This is a genomic window from Bartonella sp. P12B, assembly GCF_055796185.1.
Window position 1 is genome coordinate 17,867 of the sequence record NZ_JBTTDI010000003.1, and the last position, 20,695, is coordinate 38,561.

Here is a 20,695-nt window from a genome sequence, read left to right on the forward strand (position 1 = left end):
GTATGGAAATGGAAATAGTCTGTGAAAATCTAAACTCTAGACTTTAGTTAACCAAAAATAACAGTGTACATTGAATATTGGATTATTATGAATTGATCAAGGATATTATCGTGGATAAAGCAAAAGCTCTCGATGCAGCTCTCTCTCAAATTGAACGTGCTTTCGGTAAAGGCTCTATTATGCGTCTTGGGCAAAAAGAACAGGTCGTTGAAATTGAGACGATTCCAACAGGTTCATTGTCCTTGGATATTGCATTGGGTGTTGGTGGATTACCGAAGGGACGTATTATTGAGATTTATGGTCCAGAAAGTTCTGGAAAAACAACATTAGCTCTTCATGCTATTGCTGAGGCTCAGAAAATTGGTGGAATTTGTGCTTTTATTGATGCGGAGCATGCTCTTGATCCTATTTATGCACGTAAGCTTGGTGTTGATTTAGAAAATTTGTTTATTTCTCAGCCAGATACTGGTGAACAGGCATTGGAAATTACAGAAACATTGGTTCGTTCTGGTGCTGTTGATGTGCTTGTTGTTGATTCCGTAGCAGCTTTAACACCACGTGCAGAAATTGATGGTGAGATGGGGGATGCTTTACCTGGGTTACAGGCACGGTTGATGAGTAAAGCATTGCGAAAATTAACAGCAGCAATTTTTCGCTCTAATTGCATGGTTGTTTTTATTAATCAAATTCGCATGAAGATTGGTGTTATGTTTGGTTCTCCAGAAACAACAACAGGTGGGAACGCCTTAAAGTTTTATGCTTCTGTTCGTTTAGATATTCGCCGTATTGGATCTATTAAAGATCGGGATGCGATTGTTGGTAATCAGACACGTGTTAAAGTGGTGAAGAATAAACTTGCACCTCCATTTAAACAGGTTGAGTTTGACATTATTTACGGTGAGGGTATTTCCAAAGTAGGTGAGTTGATTGATTTAGGTGTCAAGGTTGGTATTGTAGAGAAATCTGGCGCGTGGTTTTCTTATAATTCTCAACGATTAGGACAGGGGCGAGAAAATGCCAAGCAGTTTTTACGTGAACACGCAGAAATAGCTGCAGAAATCGAGACGGCTTTGCGTCAAAATGCTGGTTTGATTGCAATTGAATTGTTAGAAAATGTAGGATCAGAAAATATAGAAAACGATGAAACAATTTGAATGCACGTTTGTTAAATTTTTTAAGTATAAGATCGTTTATTCTTTGTTTTTTAACATTCCACTTTTTGATTAAATGGACTCTAAGGATTACGAAGAGTTTATTTAATGAGAGTGGGAGGTTTTTATAATTTTGTACTGTCCACTGCAGGTATCCATATGAATAGCGTTAATAGCATACGGTCAACTTTTCTAGATTATTTTCATCTTAATGAGCATGAAGTTCTGACCTCTAGCCCACTTGTTCCACGTAATGATCCTACACTCATGTTTACAAATGCAGGAATGGTGCAGTTTAAAAATGTTTTTACGGGACTTGAACAGCGTTCTTATAAAAAAGCCGCAACAGCACAAAAATGTGTCCGTGCCGGTGGAAAGCATAATGATCTTGACAATGTTGGTTATACGGCACGCCATCATACATTTTTTGAAATGCTGGGTAATTTTTCTTTCGGTGATTATTTCAAGGAAGAAGCTATTTTTTTATCATGGAAGCTTTTAACAAAAGAATTTTGTCTTCCAAAAGATAAGTTGTTAGTGACGGTTTATCATAGTGATGATGTGGCTGCTGAATTGTGGCGTAAAATTTCAGGACTTCCAGATGAAAAGATCGTCCGTATTGCGACGGCTGATAATTTTTGGGCAATGGGGGATCTAGGTCCTTGCGGTCCTTGTTCGGAGATTTTTTATGATCATGGTGATAAAATTTGGGGAGGGCCACCTGGAAGTGCTGACGAAGATGGTGATCGCTTTGTTGAGATTTGGAATCTTGTCTTTATGCAGTACGAGCAAGTGAGCAAGGAAGAGCGTATTGAGTTGCCTCAGCCTTCTATTGATACAGGTATGGGATTAGAGCGCATTGCTGCTGTTTTACAAGGTGTTCATGATAATTATGACATTGATCTTTTTCGTACATTAATGAGTGCTTCACAAGAGATAACAGGAGTTAAAGCAACGGGTGATTTTGTTGCCAGCCATCGTGTGATTGCGGATCATCTTCGCGCATCTGCCTTTTTGATTGCAGATGGTGTTCTTCCTTCCAATGAAGGAAGGGGGTATGTTTTACGTCGTATTATGCGTCGTGCTATGCGTCATGGGCATCTTCTTGGTGCTAAAGAGCCGTTAATGTGGCGACTTTTGCCCACGTTAATTCGTGAAATGGGGCAAGCTTATCCTGAATTGGTGCGTGCTGAATCTTTGATTTCAGAAACTTTAAGGTTAGAAGAAACGCGGTTTCGTAAAACTCTTGAACGGGGACTTGGTTTGTTGAATGAAGCAAGTACTCATCTCAAAGAAGGGGATCATTTTAATGGTGAAGTTGCCTTCAAGCTTTATGATACCTACGGTTTTCCGCTTGATTTAACACAGGATGTTTTGCGGCGGCGTGGAATAATTGTTGATATTGATGCCTTTGATAAAGCGATGGCATGTCAGAAAGCAGAAGCGCGTGCTCATTGGTCTGGTTCTGGGGAGGTTGTAACAGAAAAGATCTGGTTTTCCATTCGTGATCAGGTGGGAGCTACAGAGTTTTTGGGTTATGAAACAGAAAAAGCTGAAGGCGTTCTTACCGCTCTTGTGTGTGATGGTAAAATTGTTGATCATATTTCTTCGGGGCAGAAAGCCATTCTTGTTGCGAATCAAACACCTTTTTATGGTGAATCTGGGGGACAGATTGGTGATAGTGGTATTATTTCTGGTGAAAATTTTGTTTTTGAGGTGCATGATACTCAAAAAAAAGGTGATGGTGTTTTTATTCATATTGGAGAGATTAAATCTGGTCAGGCAAGGATCTCTGATTGTGTGGAATTAGCTGTTGATGTTGTTCGTCGTAGAAAAATTCGCGCAAATCATTCCGCTACTCATTTATTACATGAAGCTTTGCGTCAAACATTGGGATCTCATGTTACACAAAAAGGTTCTCTTGTCTTACCCGATCGGTTGCGTTTTGATTTTTCCCATCCAAAATCCGTTTCTTTAGAAGAATTGAAGGAAATAGAAGATTTAGCAAATGATGTTGTTTTGCAAAATAGTGAGGTAAAAACACGCCTTATGCTCGCGGATGATGCAATTTCTGAGGGTGCAATGGCATTATTTGGTGAAAAATATGGTGATGAAGTTCGCGTTGTTTCTATGGGTACTCAGCTTGAACAGGAAGAATCAAAAAGTCACTGGTCAATTGAGCTTTGTGGAGGGACGCATGTAGAGAGAACAGGGGATATTGGTTTGATTCATATTGTTTCTGAAAGTTCTGTAGCAGCAGGAGTGCGTCGTATTGAGGCTTTAACAGGCACAGCAGCACGCCTCCATCTTAAGCGCCAAGATGAGCGTATGCATGAGATTGCAGGCCTTTTAAAAACTTCCCCTACTGATGTGGAAGAACGGATTCAGGTTTTGCTTGATGATCGTCGTAAACTTGAAAAAGAGTTGAATGATGTACATAAGAAAATGCTGCTGAGTGGGGAGATGATACAAGGTGGTCAAGAAGATGTTAGCATCATCAATGGCATATCTTTTATGGGACATGTTATGAATAATGTTTTACCGCGGGATCTTAAGGCATTGGTGGATTCTGGAAAAAAACAGATTGGGTCTGGAGTCATTGCTTTTATTACTGTTTCAGAGGATGGTAAGGGGAGTGCTGTTGTTGGTGTTACAGATGATTTAACGGATAAGTTGAATGCTGTTAATTTAGTACGTATTGTTTCCGGTGTTCTTGGTGGTCAAGGTGGTGGTGGTCGCCCTGATATGGCGCAGGCTGGCGGTCCTGAAGGGAATAAGGCTGATGAGGCACTCGCGGCACTAAAAACCGCTCTTGAAGGATAATTTCTGATTGGTTATATTGTTTCTTAGATTCGAGATCTCTTAAAGAGAGGAGGGGGACTTACAGATTCTATGAAGCTATGGCTTTATGCAAGGGGATTACATTTTCATCGTTTTCTATTGTTGATTGATTGAATGTTAAACCGCTGGTTTCTAAGAGTTTATAGAAGCGGCCACCTTTATCGATCAATTCTTGAAAGTTTCCTTTTTCAATTAGGTGACCATTTTCTAAAAATAGCACAATATCAGCATCGCGTATTGTTGAAAGGCGATGCGCTATAATAAAAGTAGTACGATTACGGCTTATGCAATCAAGAGCCTTTTTTACATATGCTTCTGTTTCGATATCAAGAGCACTTGTTGCTTCATCTAAAATAAGAATGGGCGCATTTTTTAAAACAGCGCGTGCGATTGCTAATCTTTGCCTTTCTCCTCCTGACAATTGAGACCCTCGTTCACCAACTATTGTGTTGTAACGATCGGTTTTTTTCAGAATAAAATCATGAGCAGAAGCTATTTTTGCTGCTGCATAAAGTTCCTCATCTGTTGCTGTTGTTTTCCCTATTGAAATATTGTCATGAATACTTCGGTTAAAAAGGCAGGCATCTTGAAACACGGTTGCTAAAGATTTGCGTAAGGATTCACGATTAACAGAGCGTATATTTATTCCATCAATGGTGATATATCCAAATGTAGGGTCATATACACGTTGTAATAAATTGATTAATGTTGTTTTCCCAGCACCTGTTGGTCCTACAATTGCAACAGTTTGTCCTGTTTTAACTTCAAAGGAAATGTCGAAGATTCCCTGAGAAGAATTAGGAAATTTGTAACTAACATGATGAAATTGTATAGAGCCTTTAACATTTTGGAGAGAAGGTAAATTTTCAGGTTCGCTGATATGAAAAGTTGAGTCCTCCATTGAAAAGAATTCTTGTAGTTTTGCTTGTGAAGATACAGTTAAATTAATAAAATTACTCATTTGATCTAAACGGCTAATCATTAATTGTGCAAATCCGACAAAGGCAACAACTTCACCTACACGTAATTGGCTTTTTGCTACAAAAAAAGCTCCAAGGAGAAGAACACAAACTATTGAAATGGTTGAAGCCATTCGGTTTAAGCCACTGGCAAGAGCCCACCAATTGAGAACAGGGTTTTGTGCTTGTAGAAGATCGTTTGTATGCTGGTGCAATGCTAAGGTTTCTTCCTTTATTCGATTATAGCTTTGTACAATGGAAACGTTAGAAATTGAATCACTGATATGCTTAAAAACATTATGATGATAGCATTCTACAGCAGCTTGTCCGTTTTTTGTTTTGCGCATCACTAAACGTGCAATCAAGACATAGATAATGGCAAGTATTACCAAGACTGTTGAAAGACGCCAATTCATGTTAAAAGCTATAGGAATAAGAACGCATAATGCGACAAGAGTTGAAAGATGTTGACGCATAAAGTCAAGCCATAGGGTTGACAGAGAGTCTACAGCGCGCAAAAGTATATGAAGAGCATTAGAAGTTCCACGTTGTTGATGCCAAGTTAAAGGCATGGTGATGATACGCTCAAAAGATTCAGTTAAAACAGCTAAGCGGCGTCTATGGACTAAGCGATCAGCGCTGCGAGCAACAAGGACATAGGCGATAATATGAGAAATACCAAAACACACCCAAATTGTAAGGGTCGAGATAATAGCTGTTTTTTCTGTGATAGAGTCAATGACGCGTCCAAATAAAATAGGTTCTGCAATAGTAATAATAGCTAGCATAATATTAGCGGTACAGATTAAAATAGATGCCTTTTTTTCTTTGTTTAGATAGTTAAGAACACGAGCATATGTTTTGAATAAGGACACAGATGATTATCTCCACGAGCTATTGCAAGGTTATCGATTTTTGTACGCTAGGCTTTGAGCTAATAAAATTTGAACAGTAAGAAAATGCAATTTTGAATACTAACTGTAATATGGTGTGATAAAGCCAATCCTATGGGATATAGATTTTTGTCTTTTTAAAGAGGAGAGAAAGAGTTGATAGATAAAATTATATTGGCGAGGAAGTTTTCATGGCAGGCGTAAAAATAAAAAAAGTTGAGATAGATGAAAACGGAATGCGTGTAGATCGTTGGTTTAAAGTACATTATCCAGGTCTTGGATTTGGATATTTACAAAAATTGCTGCGTTCTGGTCAAGTACGGGTTGATGGTGGACGTGTGAAAGCCGATACGCGTCTTCTTATGGGGCAGTCTGTTCGTGTCCCGCCTTTACCTATTGGTGACAAGGAGAGTTCCCCTGTAACGGAAAAAATACTTCGTGGACAGGATGATGAAACCCTTTTGAAAAAAATGCTACTTTATGAGGATTCAAAAGTTTTTGTTTTCAACAAACCAGCTGGGTTAGCTGTACAAGGTGGCTCTGGCTTGACGCGCCATGTTGACAGTATGCTTGAGGTATGGCGCAATAAAAAAGGTGAAAAACCACGTTTGGTTCATCGGCTTGATCGTGAAACATCAGGTGTTCTGGTTGTGGCTCGATCAAGAGGGGTTGCACAGGCTTTAACAGCTGCTTTTAGAACACGAGAAACAAAAAAAACTTATTGGGCATTGGTTCGGGGAGTGCCTAAAAAAAATCAGGATAAAATTTCAACATGGATGGTTAAGGAAATTACTGCACAAGGTGATAAAATGCGTGTTTGTGAACATGGAGAACCTGATTCTAACCATGCTGTTTCCTACTATCGCGTTTTAGATACTAGGGGGCGGGCTCTTTCGTGGCTTGAAATGGAACCCTATACGGGGAGAACACATCAACTACGTGTGCATGCTGCTTATATAGATCACCCGATTATTGGCGATTCAAAATATTTTTTTTCTGATAGTAATTGGACGTTACCAGGGGGGATGCAAAACCGCCTTCACCTTCATGCACGTCGACTTCGTGTTCCTCATCCTTCAGGAGGAGTATTGGATGTTGTTGCGCCTTTACCTCCTCATATGGTACAAAGCTTTAATCTTTTGGCTTTTAATGAAATTGATGGGGATACAGAAACAGAATAAGAGAAAAATTTTTACAGTTTGTTCTTTTTGGTTTGTGTAAATTTTTTATGATTTAATAAGGTGTAATGAATTTATTATGAAGAGCTTTTTTTGATAAGATTCTTATCACTAAAGAGTTCTGTTTTTTAGTAATAAATTGCGGATATCACTTCTAAGATCTTTTTCTACAGTTTCTTTATTTTATTATAACGTCAAATATCTTTTTTTAATAGTGATATAAGTCATGTAAAATTTCAAACATCGGAGGGACAGTAGATATCATATTGTAAAAGTGCAATTAAATTAATACATTACGTGCTTTTATTTTGTTCACTTCTCCAGCAGAATCCACACTTTTATGAATAATTACCATGTATAAACAGAGCATAAAGATCAAAACATGTAGCAAATAGTATAACGCATATGAGCATTCAAATTAAAGACTTCAAAGTTGATCTATTGTTAATTCTAAGCGTATGAGTTTTTTTATAAGAAAATGCTTTCAATAGAAAGTGATCATTGGGGTGATGATCAATACCAGCTTTTCATCCTTATAAATATATATTCTTTAGAACGCAATTTTTAACCTATAATGTTATTGCTTTCTTGATGGCTTTAAACGCTTAAACATTCCTTTAAAGAGTCTATCATAAACTTATTTCTTTCCTTACTAAAGGTAACTTCTTTTAAATAAGCCGGTTCAATTTTGAGTTGGCAAAATTAACCACTCTAAATTTTGATGCGTGCTCTTTGTATAATTCTCTTTAAACATTGATGTTTAATGATATGATTTTCTTAACTTTTCTCTGCTTATTTTAAAGAGAGAGTTCTCATTTTTGAGATGTCTAAAATATGCAATAATTGTGCACTTTCACGGTCTGTAAGAAGAACATCATTTTCAGTCATAACTGATCCTTTCAATCTAAACAAATATTAACAAAACATAAGTATTTATTAACCATATTTTATTGAGATTGCAAAGTAAGTTTATTTATAAAAAACAGTAAGTTATGATGTATTTTCTCATTTGATAATTTATGAGTCTTATTGAGCAAAAATGAGAGAACGAAGAAAGAAAGTTATCCACAGATAATGAAGAAATGATGGGGTACAAAACCCCATCTTTTAAGATTGACCTGTAACGTAAGCCGCTCATTTATTCATATAAACACGGCGCTGTTCTAAATAATCAGTACGACGACAGGCACGTTCTACTTTACCCCCGACTGTATAACCTAGAATGGTTTCTGCTACCTCAAAAGGAGCATCGGTTGTTTCTGCTAACCAGTCGCGTAAACTAGAACGAAAATCATGCGGACAGGCATCAAGTCCAGTTTTTCTCATATATTGTGACATAGAATTCTCAGCAAGGGGACCACGACCGGATGCAGAGAAAAAGAAATCATTGCGAGATAGCGAACGCGCTTGTTTCAAAATTTCTAATGCTTCATTTGATAGAGGCACGCGAAACTCTGTTGTAGCATCACGCCTTCCTTTCATATTTTCAGCAGGGATGGTCCATATATCACCATCAACTTGATCTTTATGGATATGACGCAAAGGATATGTACGAACACCTGTCAGAATAAGCAAACGCAAAGCCAGTTGTGTTAGGGTTGTTTTTTCGCAAAGTGTTTTATAAAAAGCTGGTATATCTTTCCAATCCATTGCTGGTACGTTTTGCGTTTTATGGCGTTGTTTTCCTAAGAGAGCCTTTGCTTTTTCTGTTGCTTGTAAATCAACATCCAATCCCAAGGCAGCAGCATGTTTGAAACAAAGATTAAGACGCATCAATGCCGTTCGAGCTGTTCCAGCTTTTGTATGCCAAATGGGAGCAAGTGTATTGCGTATATCAGTTTGTGTAATCTCTGAAATAGGGAGACAGCCTAACTTAGGGAGAATATGAAGTTTTAAAGGTAAAAACCAATCTCCATCTTTACCATCATTTTTTAATTCAGTTTTACGGCTTTCAAAAGTATCTAAAGCAATATCTTTTAAATAATGCAGATTACGCATTGCCTCACGCTTTTGTTTATCACGTTCTTTAATGGGGTCACGACCCTCATTCAAAACAGAACGCCATTGGGTTGCTAATTCACGGGCTTTTTTTTTAAGAAATATTTCTTAAAGCACCCAAGCCCATTTCACGACGGTGTCCGTGAATGGTATATCGGTAAATCCATTGAGCACCCCCATCTTTACCCTTATGAAGTAACAAGCCAGCACCATCATTATATTTACCAGCCCCCAATGTTGTGACAGCTCTTGCATTAAGACGATTCATAAGAGGCATTTTTGCTCCTTTCTAAATGTTTTCTATCCACACGATAATCCCACTTGTTACGTGCAAGGGGATGATTTTGATTGATTCAACATAAGCAGGTTTGAAATGAGAGAATCTTAGGATATTCGGGGCTCTCATTCAACATGCAAAACAGTGAATTATTATTATAAATCAATATCTTATCTATGCAATCCAAATTTAATTTTATCACTTTTGTAAACTCTAAATTTCAAAACAGCTTTTGATATCTAACTGCGTTAGAGCATTAAAAGGCTTTCTATTTGATACGACATAACATGATGGTTTCCATTCCTTGTTGGGATGATCTGTATTGATAGATAGCTATTGAGTATTTTCTAAATTAAAAAAATTATATCAATTGATATTTTTTCAAGATCCTTTTATGCAGTCTTTATAGGCAGTTTTAAACTATGGTTTTTTAAAAGGCGGTACGGTATTATGAGGATGTTTTGATAACACCTTTAGATTTAGCTTTCCCTCTTTTTGGAGACTGTAATCTCTTTATGCGATATCAATTTAATCTTCAAAAGAAGGCATGATCTTTAAGCCAGTGTAATTTTTGTTATGATAAGTTCAAACGACAACGTTTTAACAATGCGATTTGTTGTGATAAAGGCGTATTATAAAATTTATGAACTGTTATGATGATAGCGGTTTTCTAATGCTCATATGCGGTATTATATTCGTCACATGATTTTCTTGTTGTGCTCTGTTTATACATGGCAATTGGTTATAAAAAATGGACAATTGAAACATGCGTGAAAGTGTGGATTGTGATGGGAGGAATAAACAAAATAAATATACATAAGATATTGAATTTATTGTTTTTTGTATATAGTGTAATTCTGACACGTGAAAAGATTTAAAATCAAAAAAATAATACTGTTCTTGCAACAGAGAGAGCCGTTACCTTTACGATACAGAGATTATTCATTGAAGAGGAGATTGGTGCGGTTTTGGAATATCTATTGAATGTAGTGAGCTAGATTGATTTTTAATTTGTAAAATGAGTGGTCAATATTACGATTTGAACATACACAGGAACGTGTGTGGATTTGTTTAATGGGTTTTGGTTGTTTTTAGAAAGCATCTCGGCGTTTAAAGGGGTCGTAATAAATTTCTGTCACGCGAAATTTTCCTTCAAGGCGTTTGCATTGAATGATGACATCAATCATAGAAATTAATAAACCACGGATATCATCACGTGCTAAACTAGAACCACCATCACTTTCTTTTACAAGGAGAGTCATTTGTTCAAAGGCAGAAAGTGCGGTTGATGCGTGAACAGTTGTGATTGAACCGGGGTGACCGGAATTAACATTGCGGATATAGTAAAAAGCTGTACCATCCCGAAGCTCTTGTAAAAGGATTCTATCGGGGCGCATACGTAATCCAGATTCAAGGAGTTCTTTTGCTCCTGCTTTTGCCAGCCCTTGATTGTCTTTTGAATAAAAGAGTTGCACTTTGTTTGAATGCGGAACGACCAGTTCTGGAGTGTCTTCAATGGTGAGAATTCGTTCATATTCGGGAATTTTTGCAATTAAAGCTTTGGAGAGTGTTGTTTTACCCGAACCGGTTTTTCCAGATATCAAAATATTTTGTTGGGTAATAACGGCTCTCTCTAAGAAATTACAAAAATCTTTGGCAACAAACAAATCTGTTAACTCTTTCTCCGTATCAGAAAGTTCGTTTACACGTTTAATCATTTGGTTGATGGGTGTAAAACTGACCTTCCCTGTGACGGAGAACAGATTATTTTCGTGTAAACTTTCAAGAGAAAAGGTTCGTGATGAAGGTTTACGAATTGTCATGCTGATCGTATTGGCTGCAACGGCAGGAGGCATGACAATTTGTATGCGTTCATTATTGGGAAGTGTGGCGGAGAGGACGGGATTTTCTACACTGATTTTTTGTGTGGTATAAGCCGCAACAACTTTTGCAATTCCTTCTAGTTCGCCGTAGGTTAGTTCTTTTAGGATATGGGTTTGCCAACCATTGGAGCTTTCCACGATAACTTCGCCAGGACGATTGATAACAATTTCAAATAAATTTTCATCATTCAGATATTTCTCTAATATTTTTAATTTCGTTAAAACGATTGATGCGCGTTCTGAATTTTTTGTTGTTGCCATAATTTATTTTTGCCGAATTTGAGAATGGAGGAAGAAATTTCTTGGAATAGAGCGAGGAAAAATTTTATTCCTCCTCTCTGTTATAGCTAGTTTATAAACTGATGAAAAATCCAAATCTCTTGCTACAAAGATGTTGACGACTTCTCCTTGAAATTTTTCTAGGGTAGGCGGGATGTTGATTTGATTTTCAAGAGCAACACTTGCTGTATCTTTTCCAAGATTATTTGCTCCTCCAAGATTTCCGCCGCCGAAACCTCCGCCTCCAGAGTTGTTGGTACCTGCTGCGTTGGAATTGTTTGTCAATCTGTTTGTTAAGGTTGCTGAAGCGCTGTCAATAACGGTGAGTAGGAGGGCTGAACCAAAGCGTTCCCACCAATGGGTGTTGATGTTGCCATCAAAACCGGCTCTGCCTAAACTGTCGGTTGCTGGTGAGGCAAGGGGAATGATGACACCATTTGGTGTTTTTGCTCTTGTCCAAAGGACAAAGAGGCGGGATTGCCCTTGTTTTATTCCTCCTCGGTATTCGCCTACCACTTGCGTTCCTTTATCAAGTAGAACAACGCGACCATTATCAGAGAGGATATCACGGTTAATGATACAACTTGCAAATCCTGGTTGATCACTGTTTAAGGCTGTTTCTAATATACAGGGGATTGATGTTCCCATGGCGATGATAAAGTTTCTATTGCCGATGAGACTTGCCTTTGTCTCTTCTGTTTTTGTGGGTTTTAAAAGAGCCGTAAAACTTTGTGTGTCTTTAAGACTTTCTAGGGCATTTAGTTTTTCAAGCGGGTTAAACTTTTCGAGGGTGCTAGCAAAATTATTTTTTACGAAATCCTTTAATTTAGATTGGGAATCATTGCCAAAAGCTAAAACTGGAGCGCGTCTTGCTGCATCAAGGAGGGGATCATCTTTTTTCGGTTCTGGTGTGAGTGGTTGTGGTGGTGGTAAAACAATTTGCCCTATTTTTGCTTGGGGATTTGGGGGTGCTAATTCTAAAGGGGCGAGTGAATTATGAAAGTTTTGTGTCGCTTTCTTATGCGGTTTTGCTGTGTCTTTTGTTGATGTTGGGGTCGAGAAGATATTCCAGAGGACATAGGCACAAAATCCTAAGAAGACTATAATAACAACGATTTTTGTTCCTAGGCTTTTTGAGGTATTATTTCTATTATCCCCAATCGCACCACGATCTTCAATGTGTGTCTCACCGTTATCACTCATAATGTATTCCCCTCAATTCCCGCTGTTTTAAAGATCTGATGCGATTTTGCGTTCAACAGATGGTGAAGTTGTTCCTGTTCCTGGATTTGAACCTTGTCGTTGGTAAGCTTCATTGAAAATGCATAAAACATTTTTTCCATATCTTAGCGTGAATCTGGAGCTAATTGCATGGACAATGACCATATTGCCCTTGGTGGTTTTGGGAACGAGGGATTCTGTACCGTCACTGTTTATAATATAAATAGCAGGGATTTCTTGATTGTTTGGAAATGTAAAAGTTGTTGTTTTTCCATTGTCATAAACGGATGATGGTTCAAGAGTGATGGACCCTTGAGCGGTATAAGCCCAATTGCGTGGTCCATATTGTTCATAAGTATCAAAGAGACCATCAATACGTTGTGCTTGTCTCTTTTCTTGTCGCAAGAGTGCTTCTATTCTTCTTTGTTCCGCTTCATCTTGTGGGTAGCGGAATTTGACAAGGAAATAGGTTTCATTACCAGATGCGATTTCTCCATCTTTCACCGTGAGTTCGAATTGGTAAGAACGTTTTGAGCCATCACGGCGTGTGGTGACAACTTGCAGATTGGTAATAGGTTGCACTTCACGGGCTTTGAGAAAAAGAATGTTGCCAGCTGGAGCAACTTCCCATGCTACGCTGTTGCCAATAGCGACGTGGGCTATTTCTTCATTGGCAGAAAATTCTATTTGTACGGATGAGCGTATCGAGCCAATAATTTTTGTGACATTGTAGGCGTCATAGTTGATAAAACGAATGCGATTGTCGTTTGGAGCGCGGGTGGGAAAAACACTTGCATTGCCCAAATAAGTGGGAGAAAAGGCAATAGTGCTGAGAAAAAGAAAAAGGAATTTTTTTTTCATGGATCAGTTGACCACTTCTGGATCTGTTCTATATTCACTAACAATAAAGCCAAGAGGATTTATGAGGCGATTTTGTACGGAGATGGGGGCGTTGGTGTATTCAAAGGTGAGTGTTGCAACCCAATGGGTGATGGATTCTCTATTATCATTATCACGAACGGTTTTGTAATAACGTACCTGTGCGACATCTTGATTGATGAAGGAGATTGATTTTATCGTTATTGTAGCGATGGCGTTTTTATAGAGAATTTGGGGGCTTTGTGGGTTTCGTGCTCCATACCAGGTGGCAAATCTGGTCTGTTCTTTAGAGGAAGAGAGTAGGGAGACTGTCTGGAAGTTGTTTTGTATCTCTTCGGCTTCAAAGCCTTCGCGAGAACGGACATACTTTGCGGCAAAGTAGCGCGTGATTGCTTCGTCGACATTTGTCGGTCCTTCTTTTAAGGCTTCGACAACTTCGACAATTCCTGTTGAATTGTCGACGCGGATGACGAAAGGCTCAACGGTTTTGAGGGGTGTGAGTGTTATGACCGCTAGGGAGGAGATGATGGCGACTGTCACGGCTATAGCAGCGATGGTGAGTGACGCGCGGGTGATGCGGCGTGAGGCTATCATCCGGTCTTGATCAAACAAGCGCGCTTCAGCAATATATTGCTCTAGGTCTTTTTCTTTCATGCTTTTTGCCCGCAATCTTTATAGGATTCGATTTCTTGATCGGTTAATTTTTGTGCCACAAGGGCTTTGTAAACACCCTCTTGAGGGGGTGGTTTGATGTCTGTATTGTTACTAATGATGACAGGAGTGGGGGAGGGTTTTTTCCCTTCCCAATTCCACATTGATTTGTTTAATGGTCGCTTAGAATAGCCATCGCATTTTGGTAATGACTTCAGGGTGTGTGATGAAGACATACAACCACTTAAGAGGACAAGCGATAAAATTGCCCCAATTTTTTTAAATTCCCGCATTTTTGAACTTAGACCCCTCGTAATGTTAATGTGAGTTTTTAATACTCTTCTATTTCCTTTTATTTTATTAGAGCTAATAGTGCTAGCATTTTCTGTTCCATCTTTTCCCTACGCTCTTCTGCACGCTGTTTTGCCCTTTGATATGCTCTGTAAGGAGCTGTTACTGTATCTAAACCTGCTTTTGTTAATCCTGTAAGGGAGGCGCCACCAGCCGATAAACCCGATGCAATTTCAGGTAATTTGTAAAAAATAACTAGGCCACAAATGCTAATACCAAAAAATTGAACTAAAGCCATTATCATATCTTGAGCACTTTTTGAAATGAGCCCCACTGCAACATCGACATACAAACCACCAAGTATAACGATCAATATCTGCAAAATGATAAAGTTTGCTGTTTGAGTTAACCATGCTTCTGTATATTTTCTTGTTGCTGAAAACAGATAAAGACTTATAAAAAGGGGCCCCACTGATATGACAAGAAATAAACCAATTTTAGCAAATATTGAGACGAAAAAACCAACGGCACAAAAGATAGCAGTAATTATTAAACAGGTAAGACCAGCAAGCCAGTAAACAACAAATGTAAACCCATTTTCTTTGTTTGCCGATTCAAAAACGTGTTTAGCAGCAGTTTGTATCATATTATCCCAGATATTTTTATCTGAGTGTGTTGCCCCTTGTATGATATGTGCAATGGCATTTGGCAGATTATCGAAAAAGATATCTTTGACCCACGTATTGTAGGTAGCAGCCTTTGTGGCGAGTGCAACAACGATGCCAAGTTTGAAAGTTGTTGCTATAAAGTCCCATAAGGGCGTGGAAGAACGTCCATAGATGACATTGTAACCCATAAATACAATGTATAGTATACAAGATAGTTTAACCGGACCCGCTAAAGACGATGAGAGATGTGAAATGGTGTTGTTCATTACCCTTGTAAGGGGCTCCATTAATCCATTATCTATGAAGGTAAATATGTCATAGTTTGCCATTGTCTTTCCTCACCCCTTTGCAATCTATAGGGTCCGTATTCCATACGAAATTGATTTTTTATGATTTAATTATTGTTCTGTTGTTTTTCCGATTGTTCTTTTGCTTTTTGCTTATCGTCATTGTCAGGATATTTTTCACGATATTTATTTATAAGCTCTTGTATACTCTCTTTTCTAAGTTCACTATTTGCTTCTTCTAAGTTTTCACAATTTTGGGGGGATTTTGTTTGAGAAGGTTTTCTCCACATACATTCAGGTATCCACTTTTCGCGTAAACTTTCATCTTTTTTAAATTCTTCTACGCTATGGATTTTTTCGCAACCAGCAGCGATAAGCCCAGTGCATACTAGCAATGTGGTAATGATTGTTTTTTTCATGATTAATTCCCCTTCTTTCAGTTTTACAAAGTTTGAATATAATTTTAAAGTTTAGCTACACTATCACTTTTTGTAGCAAATGATGATACATCTAGGGCAAAGACATCTTTTTGCCATAAATGTTTTTATAATTTAATTATTGTTCTATTTCTTTTCGGATTGTTCTTTCGCTTTTCGTTCTCTCTCTTGTTGTTCAGCTTCCCATTTTTCTTGATCAGCTTTTTGTCTAGCTTTAATTCTTTCAAATGCTTTATCAAGGTTCTCTTGAGCTTTACGAGCTCTCTCTTCAGCTTTTGCTTCATATTCTTTTTGAAGTTCTAAAGCAGCTAATCTTACGTTTTCACAATTTTTTGAAGTTCCTGCAAATCCACATTTAGCATCCCATTCTGACCTTAATTGTGGGTCTTTTTTAAATTCTTCTACGCTGTAGATCTTTTCACAACCAGCAGTAATAAGCCCAGTGCATAGGAGCAATGTGGTGATGATCTTCTTTTTCATGATTTACTTATTGTCCTGTTGTTTTTCAGATTCTTGTTTATCGCTGTTTGTAGAGCCAACGCCCCCCCATTCCCATTTTTTACGGGTTTCCACTTCAGCCTGTTCTGCGTTTTTACAATTCTGCGTACTGATATCCCCTGATATCAAACATTTCATTAATACCTCTTCCATCAGTTTTTTATCTTTTTTTAATTCCGCTACGCTGTAGGTTTTTTCACAACCAGCAGCGATCATTCCAGTGCATAGTAGCAATGCTGTTATAATGACTTTGTTCATGATTAATTGCTTCCCTGTTGTTTTTCGGCTTCTTTTTTCGCTTTTCGTTCAGCTTCTTTTTTAGCGTCATCTTCAGCGGATTTACGAAGGTATTCATCTATTTCTTTCTGCTTATCCTCAAGATAATGTTGCGATTTAGCATCTTGTTCAGCTTTCCACTTTTCAAGTTCAATTTTTCTTCTCTCTTCTTGCTCCGCTAGCTGTTTTTCTTCTTCAATTCGCCGCTTTTCTTGTTCAGCTTTCCGTCTTTCAAGTTCAGCTTTCCATTTTTCTTGTTCAATTTTTCTTTTTGCTTCTTCTTCTTTTCGCTGCTTTTCTCGTTCTTCTCTCTCCTTACGGTATTCCTCTTCTCTTTGTTTCTGGCGTTCTTCAGCAAGTTGGTGAGCGGCAAATCTTGCATTTTCACAATTTTTTGAGTTGCCTGTCCATCCACATTTTATTGCCCACTCTTCCATCAATTTTGGATCTTTTTTAAATTCTTCTACGCTGTAGGTCTTTTCACAACCAGCAGCAATCATTCCAGTACCTAACAGTAGTGCGGTGATGATTGTTTTTTTCATGATTTTTCCCTCTTTTTTCGTTTACTGACCACGCAGTTGTTTTGCAAAATCTTTATATCGTGCTCTAAATTCTTCGTAACCACGTTCCTCTCTGGCTTTGTCTTCTGCTTGTTGAATCATGGCGTTGGCTTGCATTTGTAAGACTTGGGTTTGAAGTTTTGCTTGTATTGCGGCTAATTGGGCTTGAATGCCTTGAATTTTACCGGCGTCTTCAGTACTGCCAAGTTCATCCAGAAGTTTTGTAATGTTTTTTTGTGTTTCACTTGCTTCTTCATAAACGGCTTGCCCTGTTGAGGCTTGTCCTATCATGCTTTGTTGTGCTTTTTTAACTTCTTGTTCATAAAAAGCATCAACGGCGGCTTTTGAACCCGCACCGCCTGATGGCTCTTTGTATAAGAGCTTTTCTTTCCATTTTTCAGCGTTTTTGCTGCCGCCACCACTGCCACCGCCGCTACCATTGATCGAATTTTCAAAATGATTGAAATCAGAAGGGAGGGCGCCATTGCTCCCTTGTTTGTTGAACATTTCTTGCAATGCCGATGTGTCAGGTTTTACATTTAAAGAACTATATAATTGTTTCATTTGATTGAGTTGGCTCTTTAATTGGTCTAGCTGTTCTTTGCCTTGTTGAATTTGTTGTTGCAATTTGTTGAGCTGTTGTGTGCCTTGTTGAAATTGCTTCATCATGTTGCTTGCAGCGGTGGGATCGAATACAATGAAGGCAAATGCATTTGTTTTTAAGCTAAGAGATATTGCGCAAAGGGCTGTTGCCAATAAAAGTTTCTTCATTGTTTTGACCTTTCTTGAAAAAGAGGAAGCCATTTTTCTGGAGATTCACCAACTTCATCCATAATGGTTTCTAGGAGTTCAATATTCTTTGTTGTGCCGCTTAAAATGGCTATTTCATCATCAAAACCCCGTAAATTCAGTTCTGCTACAACAGAACTTTGTCCTTGTTTGATGAGAAAACGCCGAGACTCTCGGCTTAATTCTGTTTGTACGAGGTTAAATTCTCTGTCTGATAATTTAAAACCTTCAACATAATCAGCGTGGTTCCCCTTTTGGTTGGGAAAATAAATCTGCGTTGGGCATTGTTCTATAATGGTGTGGGCAATGGTCGAATTGATAGCGTCTTTCGGAGATTGGGTGGCAAAAAGCATCAAACCATTCTGTTTACGGATTGTTTTTAACCTATCTTGCGCAAAGGCCTTAAAGGAATCATCTTCTAAGGCTTTCCAGAATTCATCAATGACAATGATAATGCGGCGTCCATCAATCAGAGAGAGAATTCTATGAAAAAGATACATCATTAATGGAGGACGAATTTCGTCATTGTCCAAAAAATCCGTCATGTCATAGCCAATGAATTTTGCATCAATGCCAATATCATCATCAGGATTGTCAAAAACCCATCCCAATGCATTGCCGCGACACCATCTCTCTAAACGACCTGCTATGCCTTCTCTATGGGTGGTATCAAAAAACATTTGCAGGGCGGAAATCGTGCGTTGTTCCTTAGGCAACAGGGCTAATTGGTCAACCGCTGCAGAAATATCTTGCCTTTCTGATTCACTAATCGTTTGACCTTCTGCTGAAACCAGTTTGGTAATCCATTGCCGTAAAAATACTCTGTCTGATGGATTGCTATAATCTAACCCCTTCAGCGGTGCTATCCCCGTTGGTTGACCATTCTTCAACGGCATATAAGTGCCACCACCGGCTCTCACAAAAAGTTCCGCTCCACGATCTTTATCAAAAAAGATCATATTGGGATCATGCTTTTGAAGTTGCGCTAACAGAAAATTGACAATAACAGTCTTACCAGAACCAGAGGGGCCACAAACAAATGTGTTGCCTAAATCGCCAAAATGAAAATTAAAATAAAAGGGTGAACCGGCACTGGTTTTCATCAATGCTACAGCTGGTCCCCATGCATTGCCATCTATTTTCCCAACTGGAAAAGAATGAAAAGGAGAAAGTGCCGCATAGTTGCGGCTTGTAATCGCTCCAGAGCGCGTGCGATAGGCATAATTCCCCGGCAATTGTGCCCACCAAGCAGCGGCAAGTCCAAGATCTTCTCGTGCAACAACCGCACCGCCATCTGTGAGACGAGATCGGGCTTTGGCAAGATTATCTGCTAACTCTTGCGGCGTATCAGAAAAAACGGCCAATGATAAGTGATGTTCACCCAATACAAAGCGGTTGGATTCAAGATCATCTAACGCATCATCCAATTCTAAAATTTGTGATCCGGCGCGGTCGCCAGCATTCACCATTTGATTTTGTTTGCGCCCCATAATCTGCTTGGCAATATTTTTGCTTTTAAAAATAAAAGATTGGGTAAAAATAAACTCAAAGGGAAGAGTGAGCAAACCATCTGTCATGCCTGTTTTGGTTTTTGCTGGATATTCTTTCCAACCAAACATGCCGGCAAAACGCCGTCCTGATTCATGGCGTATCTCTATGATTTCTTTCCCAAAAATAAGGCGGTCTGAATAAACAGTGGATGCTATTGTCCCCCAGGTTAGAGGCACACGTTCACGACGCCCGCCAACAAGTTGGTGAATAAATTCACTTTGTTGCGAAAAAACATTGCCTTCATATTCATAAAGGCTAAGTTTTTTAGCTCCATAGCGCTGTAAATTTTGAATAATATCCGTGGTGACGTCTTCAAGTTTGCGAACAGACTCTTGATCCACTTCCGTTTTTGTTTCTTTCGCTTTTCCTAAACGCTTGAAAAAATCAACCAATTTGTCTGCTTTGTCAACGTGCGGATTCCACAAAATAGAAAGGTAGAGATCATTACGATATAGTTCTTGAGAAACCATCCGTTCACGGTATTTATCATCTAACTGCTTGGCAAATTGTGATCTGAAAGTACCATCTGGATAGATCGTTTCACGCTTTCTGATGATATGACTGTAAATTGCTATCCGTTCATCAGCTATGTTCTTAAACAAGTTATTGAGCTGTTCGTGAAGCACATTTAAATCAGCAATATCAGCCGTTTCAAAATTAATGCCTTCAAGCTTCACAACCGTCATAAGGGCTCGAGATTCCAATGCGATGACATGTTTGTTGACATGGCGCACATAAGGAATGATGGCTTCCGGCTGCTTTTCACGCTTGCGCTCTATGCTGTTCATTTCAAGTCCTCATAAATGCGAACTAATCGCAGTGGAGAAAGACTTGCACCGCCCCACAGATGAGCGTTTCTGGCAAAAACACGTGTTTTTTGCCACGTCAAAAGAATACGAAATTTATTATGGTCGTGCTTAAGAATTTCTTTGAAGATGAAATGCCCAGTAATACCAAAGGTTACAAGAAAAATATTGCCTGTTATAATAAACAATATCAGTGTCCCCATAGCGTTTAACCCCATAGCCTCAACTGTCACGCCTGCAATCATTGCAGGGCGTGTACAGGCAAGAAACAACGTATCTTCCGTTAGCTTATCGCGTTCTTTCATGATTTTAAAATGCTTGA

At 38.6% G+C, this 20,695-nt stretch carries 17 protein-coding genes and 1 pseudogene; 3 read left to right on the forward strand and 15 right to left on the reverse strand.

Annotated features, from left to right (window positions below; genetic code table 11):
- Nucleotides 1-110 precede the first annotated feature (110 nt).
- The gene (recA, locus tag AC0QT1_RS02800) at nt 111-1,154 is read left to right on the forward strand and encodes a recombinase RecA (RefSeq protein WP_473200992.1); all 1,044 of its coding nucleotides are present in this window, start codon (nt 111-113) and stop codon (nt 1,152-1,154) included.
- 156 nt (nt 1,155-1,310) lie between these two features.
- Complete coding sequence (alaS, locus tag AC0QT1_RS02805) at nt 1,311-3,974, forward strand: alanine--tRNA ligase (protein WP_473201590.1); 2,664 nt, start codon at nt 1,311-1,313, stop codon at nt 3,972-3,974.
- A 67-nt stretch (nt 3,975-4,041) separates the two neighbouring features.
- On the opposite strand, the gene AC0QT1_RS02810 is transcribed toward alaS, so the two are convergent.
- The gene (locus tag AC0QT1_RS02810; RefSeq protein WP_473200990.1) at nt 4,042-5,826 is read right to left on the reverse strand and encodes a glucan ABC transporter ATP-binding protein/ permease; all 1,785 of its coding nucleotides are present in this window, start codon (nt 5,824-5,826) and stop codon (nt 4,042-4,044) included.
- Between the two features lie 209 nt (nt 5,827-6,035).
- On the opposite strand from AC0QT1_RS02810, the gene AC0QT1_RS02815 reads away from it, so the two are divergent.
- Entirely contained in the window at nt 6,036-7,025 is a 990-nt protein-coding gene (locus AC0QT1_RS02815) for an RluA family pseudouridine synthase (protein WP_473200989.1), read from the forward strand.
- A 1,131-nt stretch (nt 7,026-8,156) separates the two neighbouring features.
- Here the strand turns inward: AC0QT1_RS02815 and AC0QT1_RS02820 are convergent.
- The 14 genes and pseudogenes from AC0QT1_RS02820 to AC0QT1_RS02885 form a co-directional block, all read right to left on the reverse strand.
- Nucleotides 8,157-9,297: pseudogene (locus tag AC0QT1_RS02820) on the reverse strand (tyrosine-type recombinase/integrase).
- Between the two features lie 1,091 nt (nt 9,298-10,388).
- Nucleotides 10,389-11,441 carry a P-type DNA transfer ATPase VirB11 gene (gene virB11, locus AC0QT1_RS02825; protein ID WP_473201591.1) on the reverse strand — a complete coding sequence of 351 codons (1,053 nt, stop codon included), beginning with the start codon at nt 11,439-11,441 and terminating at the stop codon, nt 10,389-10,391.
- 3 nt (nt 11,442-11,444) lie between these two features.
- Nucleotides 11,445-12,662, reverse strand: a complete 1,218-nt coding sequence (gene virB10, locus AC0QT1_RS02830) for a type IV secretion system protein VirB10 (protein ID WP_473201592.1) — start codon at nt 12,660-12,662, stop codon at nt 11,445-11,447.
- Between the two features lie 27 nt (nt 12,663-12,689).
- Nucleotides 12,690-13,541: a P-type conjugative transfer protein VirB9 gene (gene virB9, locus AC0QT1_RS02835; RefSeq protein WP_473201593.1), complete on the reverse strand. Its 852-nt coding sequence runs from the start codon at nt 13,539-13,541 to the stop codon at nt 12,690-12,692.
- A gap of 3 nt (nt 13,542-13,544) precedes the next feature.
- Nucleotides 13,545-14,213, reverse strand: coding sequence for a VirB8 family type IV secretion system protein (locus tag AC0QT1_RS02840; protein ID WP_473201594.1), 669 nt, complete (start codon nt 14,211-14,213; stop codon nt 13,545-13,547).
- Complete coding sequence (locus AC0QT1_RS02845) at nt 14,210-14,503, reverse strand: type IV secretion protein VblB7 (protein WP_473201595.1); 294 nt, start codon at nt 14,501-14,503, stop codon at nt 14,210-14,212. Before AC0QT1_RS02845 ends, AC0QT1_RS02840 begins: the two co-directional genes overlap by 4 nt.
- A gap of 59 nt (nt 14,504-14,562) precedes the next feature.
- The gene (locus tag AC0QT1_RS02850; RefSeq protein ID WP_473201596.1) at nt 14,563-15,498 is read right to left on the reverse strand and encodes a TrbL/VirB6 family protein; all 936 of its coding nucleotides are present in this window, start codon (nt 15,496-15,498) and stop codon (nt 14,563-14,565) included.
- A 65-nt stretch (nt 15,499-15,563) separates the two neighbouring features.
- Complete coding sequence (locus tag AC0QT1_RS02855) at nt 15,564-15,875, reverse strand: EexN family lipoprotein (protein WP_473201597.1); 312 nt, start codon at nt 15,873-15,875, stop codon at nt 15,564-15,566.
- Nucleotides 15,876-16,019: 144 nt separating this feature from the next.
- Complete coding sequence (locus tag AC0QT1_RS02860) at nt 16,020-16,373, reverse strand: EexN family lipoprotein (protein WP_473201598.1); 354 nt, start codon at nt 16,371-16,373, stop codon at nt 16,020-16,022.
- A 3-nt stretch (nt 16,374-16,376) separates the two neighbouring features.
- A complete protein-coding gene (locus AC0QT1_RS02865; RefSeq protein ID WP_473201599.1) occupies nt 16,377-16,649 on the reverse strand; it encodes an EexN family lipoprotein in 273 nt (90 codons plus the stop codon).
- Between the two features lie 2 nt (nt 16,650-16,651).
- Nucleotides 16,652-17,209 carry an EexN family lipoprotein gene (locus tag AC0QT1_RS02870; protein ID WP_473201600.1) on the reverse strand — a complete coding sequence of 186 codons (558 nt, stop codon included), beginning with the start codon at nt 17,207-17,209 and terminating at the stop codon, nt 16,652-16,654.
- Nucleotides 17,210-17,230: 21 nt separating this feature from the next.
- A complete protein-coding gene (locus AC0QT1_RS02875; RefSeq protein ID WP_473201601.1) occupies nt 17,231-17,998 on the reverse strand; it encodes a TrbJ/VirB5 family protein in 768 nt (255 codons plus the stop codon).
- A complete protein-coding gene (locus AC0QT1_RS02880; RefSeq protein ID WP_473201602.1) occupies nt 17,995-20,355 on the reverse strand; it encodes a VirB4 family type IV secretion/conjugal transfer ATPase in 2,361 nt (786 codons plus the stop codon). The genes AC0QT1_RS02875 and AC0QT1_RS02880 overlap by 4 nt, the downstream gene beginning before the upstream one ends.
- A complete protein-coding gene (locus AC0QT1_RS02885) occupies nt 20,352-20,678 on the reverse strand; it encodes a VirB3 family type IV secretion system protein (RefSeq protein WP_473201603.1) in 327 nt (108 codons plus the stop codon). The genes AC0QT1_RS02880 and AC0QT1_RS02885 overlap by 4 nt, the downstream gene beginning before the upstream one ends.
- Nucleotides 20,679-20,695 lie beyond the last annotated feature (17 nt).

Excerpts from the sequence above, each read along its gene's own strand:
- virB10 (WP_473201592.1), bottom strand. The coding sequence starts at position 12,662 with ATGAGTGATAACGGTGAGACACACATTGAAGATCGTGGTGCGATTGGG.
- AC0QT1_RS02840 (WP_473201594.1), bottom strand. The coding sequence starts at position 14,213 with ATGAAAGAAAAAGACCTAGAGCAATATATTGCTGAAGCGCGCTTGTTT.
- AC0QT1_RS02845 (WP_473201595.1), bottom strand. The coding sequence starts at position 14,503 with ATGCGGGAATTTAAAAAAATTGGGGCAATTTTATCGCTTGTCCTCTTA.
- alaS (WP_473201590.1), top strand. The coding sequence starts at position 1,311 with ATGAATAGCGTTAATAGCATACGGTCAACTTTTCTAGATTATTTTCAT.
- AC0QT1_RS02880 (WP_473201602.1), bottom strand. The coding sequence starts at position 20,355 with ATGAACAGCATAGAGCGCAAGCGTGAAAAGCAGCCGGAAGCCATCATT.
- AC0QT1_RS02865 (WP_473201599.1), bottom strand. The coding sequence starts at position 16,649 with ATGAACAAAGTCATTATAACAGCATTGCTACTATGCACTGGAATGATC.
- AC0QT1_RS02885 (WP_473201603.1), bottom strand. The coding sequence starts at position 20,678 with ATGAAAGAACGCGATAAGCTAACGGAAGATACGTTGTTTCTTGCCTGT.
- AC0QT1_RS02815 (WP_473200989.1), top strand. The coding sequence starts at position 6,036 with ATGGCAGGCGTAAAAATAAAAAAAGTTGAGATAGATGAAAACGGAATG.
- AC0QT1_RS02850 (WP_473201596.1), bottom strand. The coding sequence starts at position 15,498 with ATGGCAAACTATGACATATTTACCTTCATAGATAATGGATTAATGGAG.
- AC0QT1_RS02870 (WP_473201600.1), bottom strand. The coding sequence starts at position 17,209 with ATGAAAAAAACAATCATCACCGCACTACTGTTAGGTACTGGAATGATT.
- AC0QT1_RS02860 (WP_473201598.1), bottom strand. The coding sequence starts at position 16,373 with ATGAAAAAGAAGATCATCACCACATTGCTCCTATGCACTGGGCTTATT.
- AC0QT1_RS02875 (WP_473201601.1), bottom strand. The coding sequence starts at position 17,998 with ATGAAGAAACTTTTATTGGCAACAGCCCTTTGCGCAATATCTCTTAGC.
- AC0QT1_RS02855 (WP_473201597.1), bottom strand. The coding sequence starts at position 15,875 with ATGAAAAAAACAATCATTACCACATTGCTAGTATGCACTGGGCTTATC.
- virB11 (WP_473201591.1), bottom strand. The coding sequence starts at position 11,441 with ATGGCAACAACAAAAAATTCAGAACGCGCATCAATCGTTTTAACGAAA.
- virB9 (WP_473201593.1), bottom strand. The coding sequence starts at position 13,541 with ATGAAAAAAAAATTCCTTTTTCTTTTTCTCAGCACTATTGCCTTTTCT.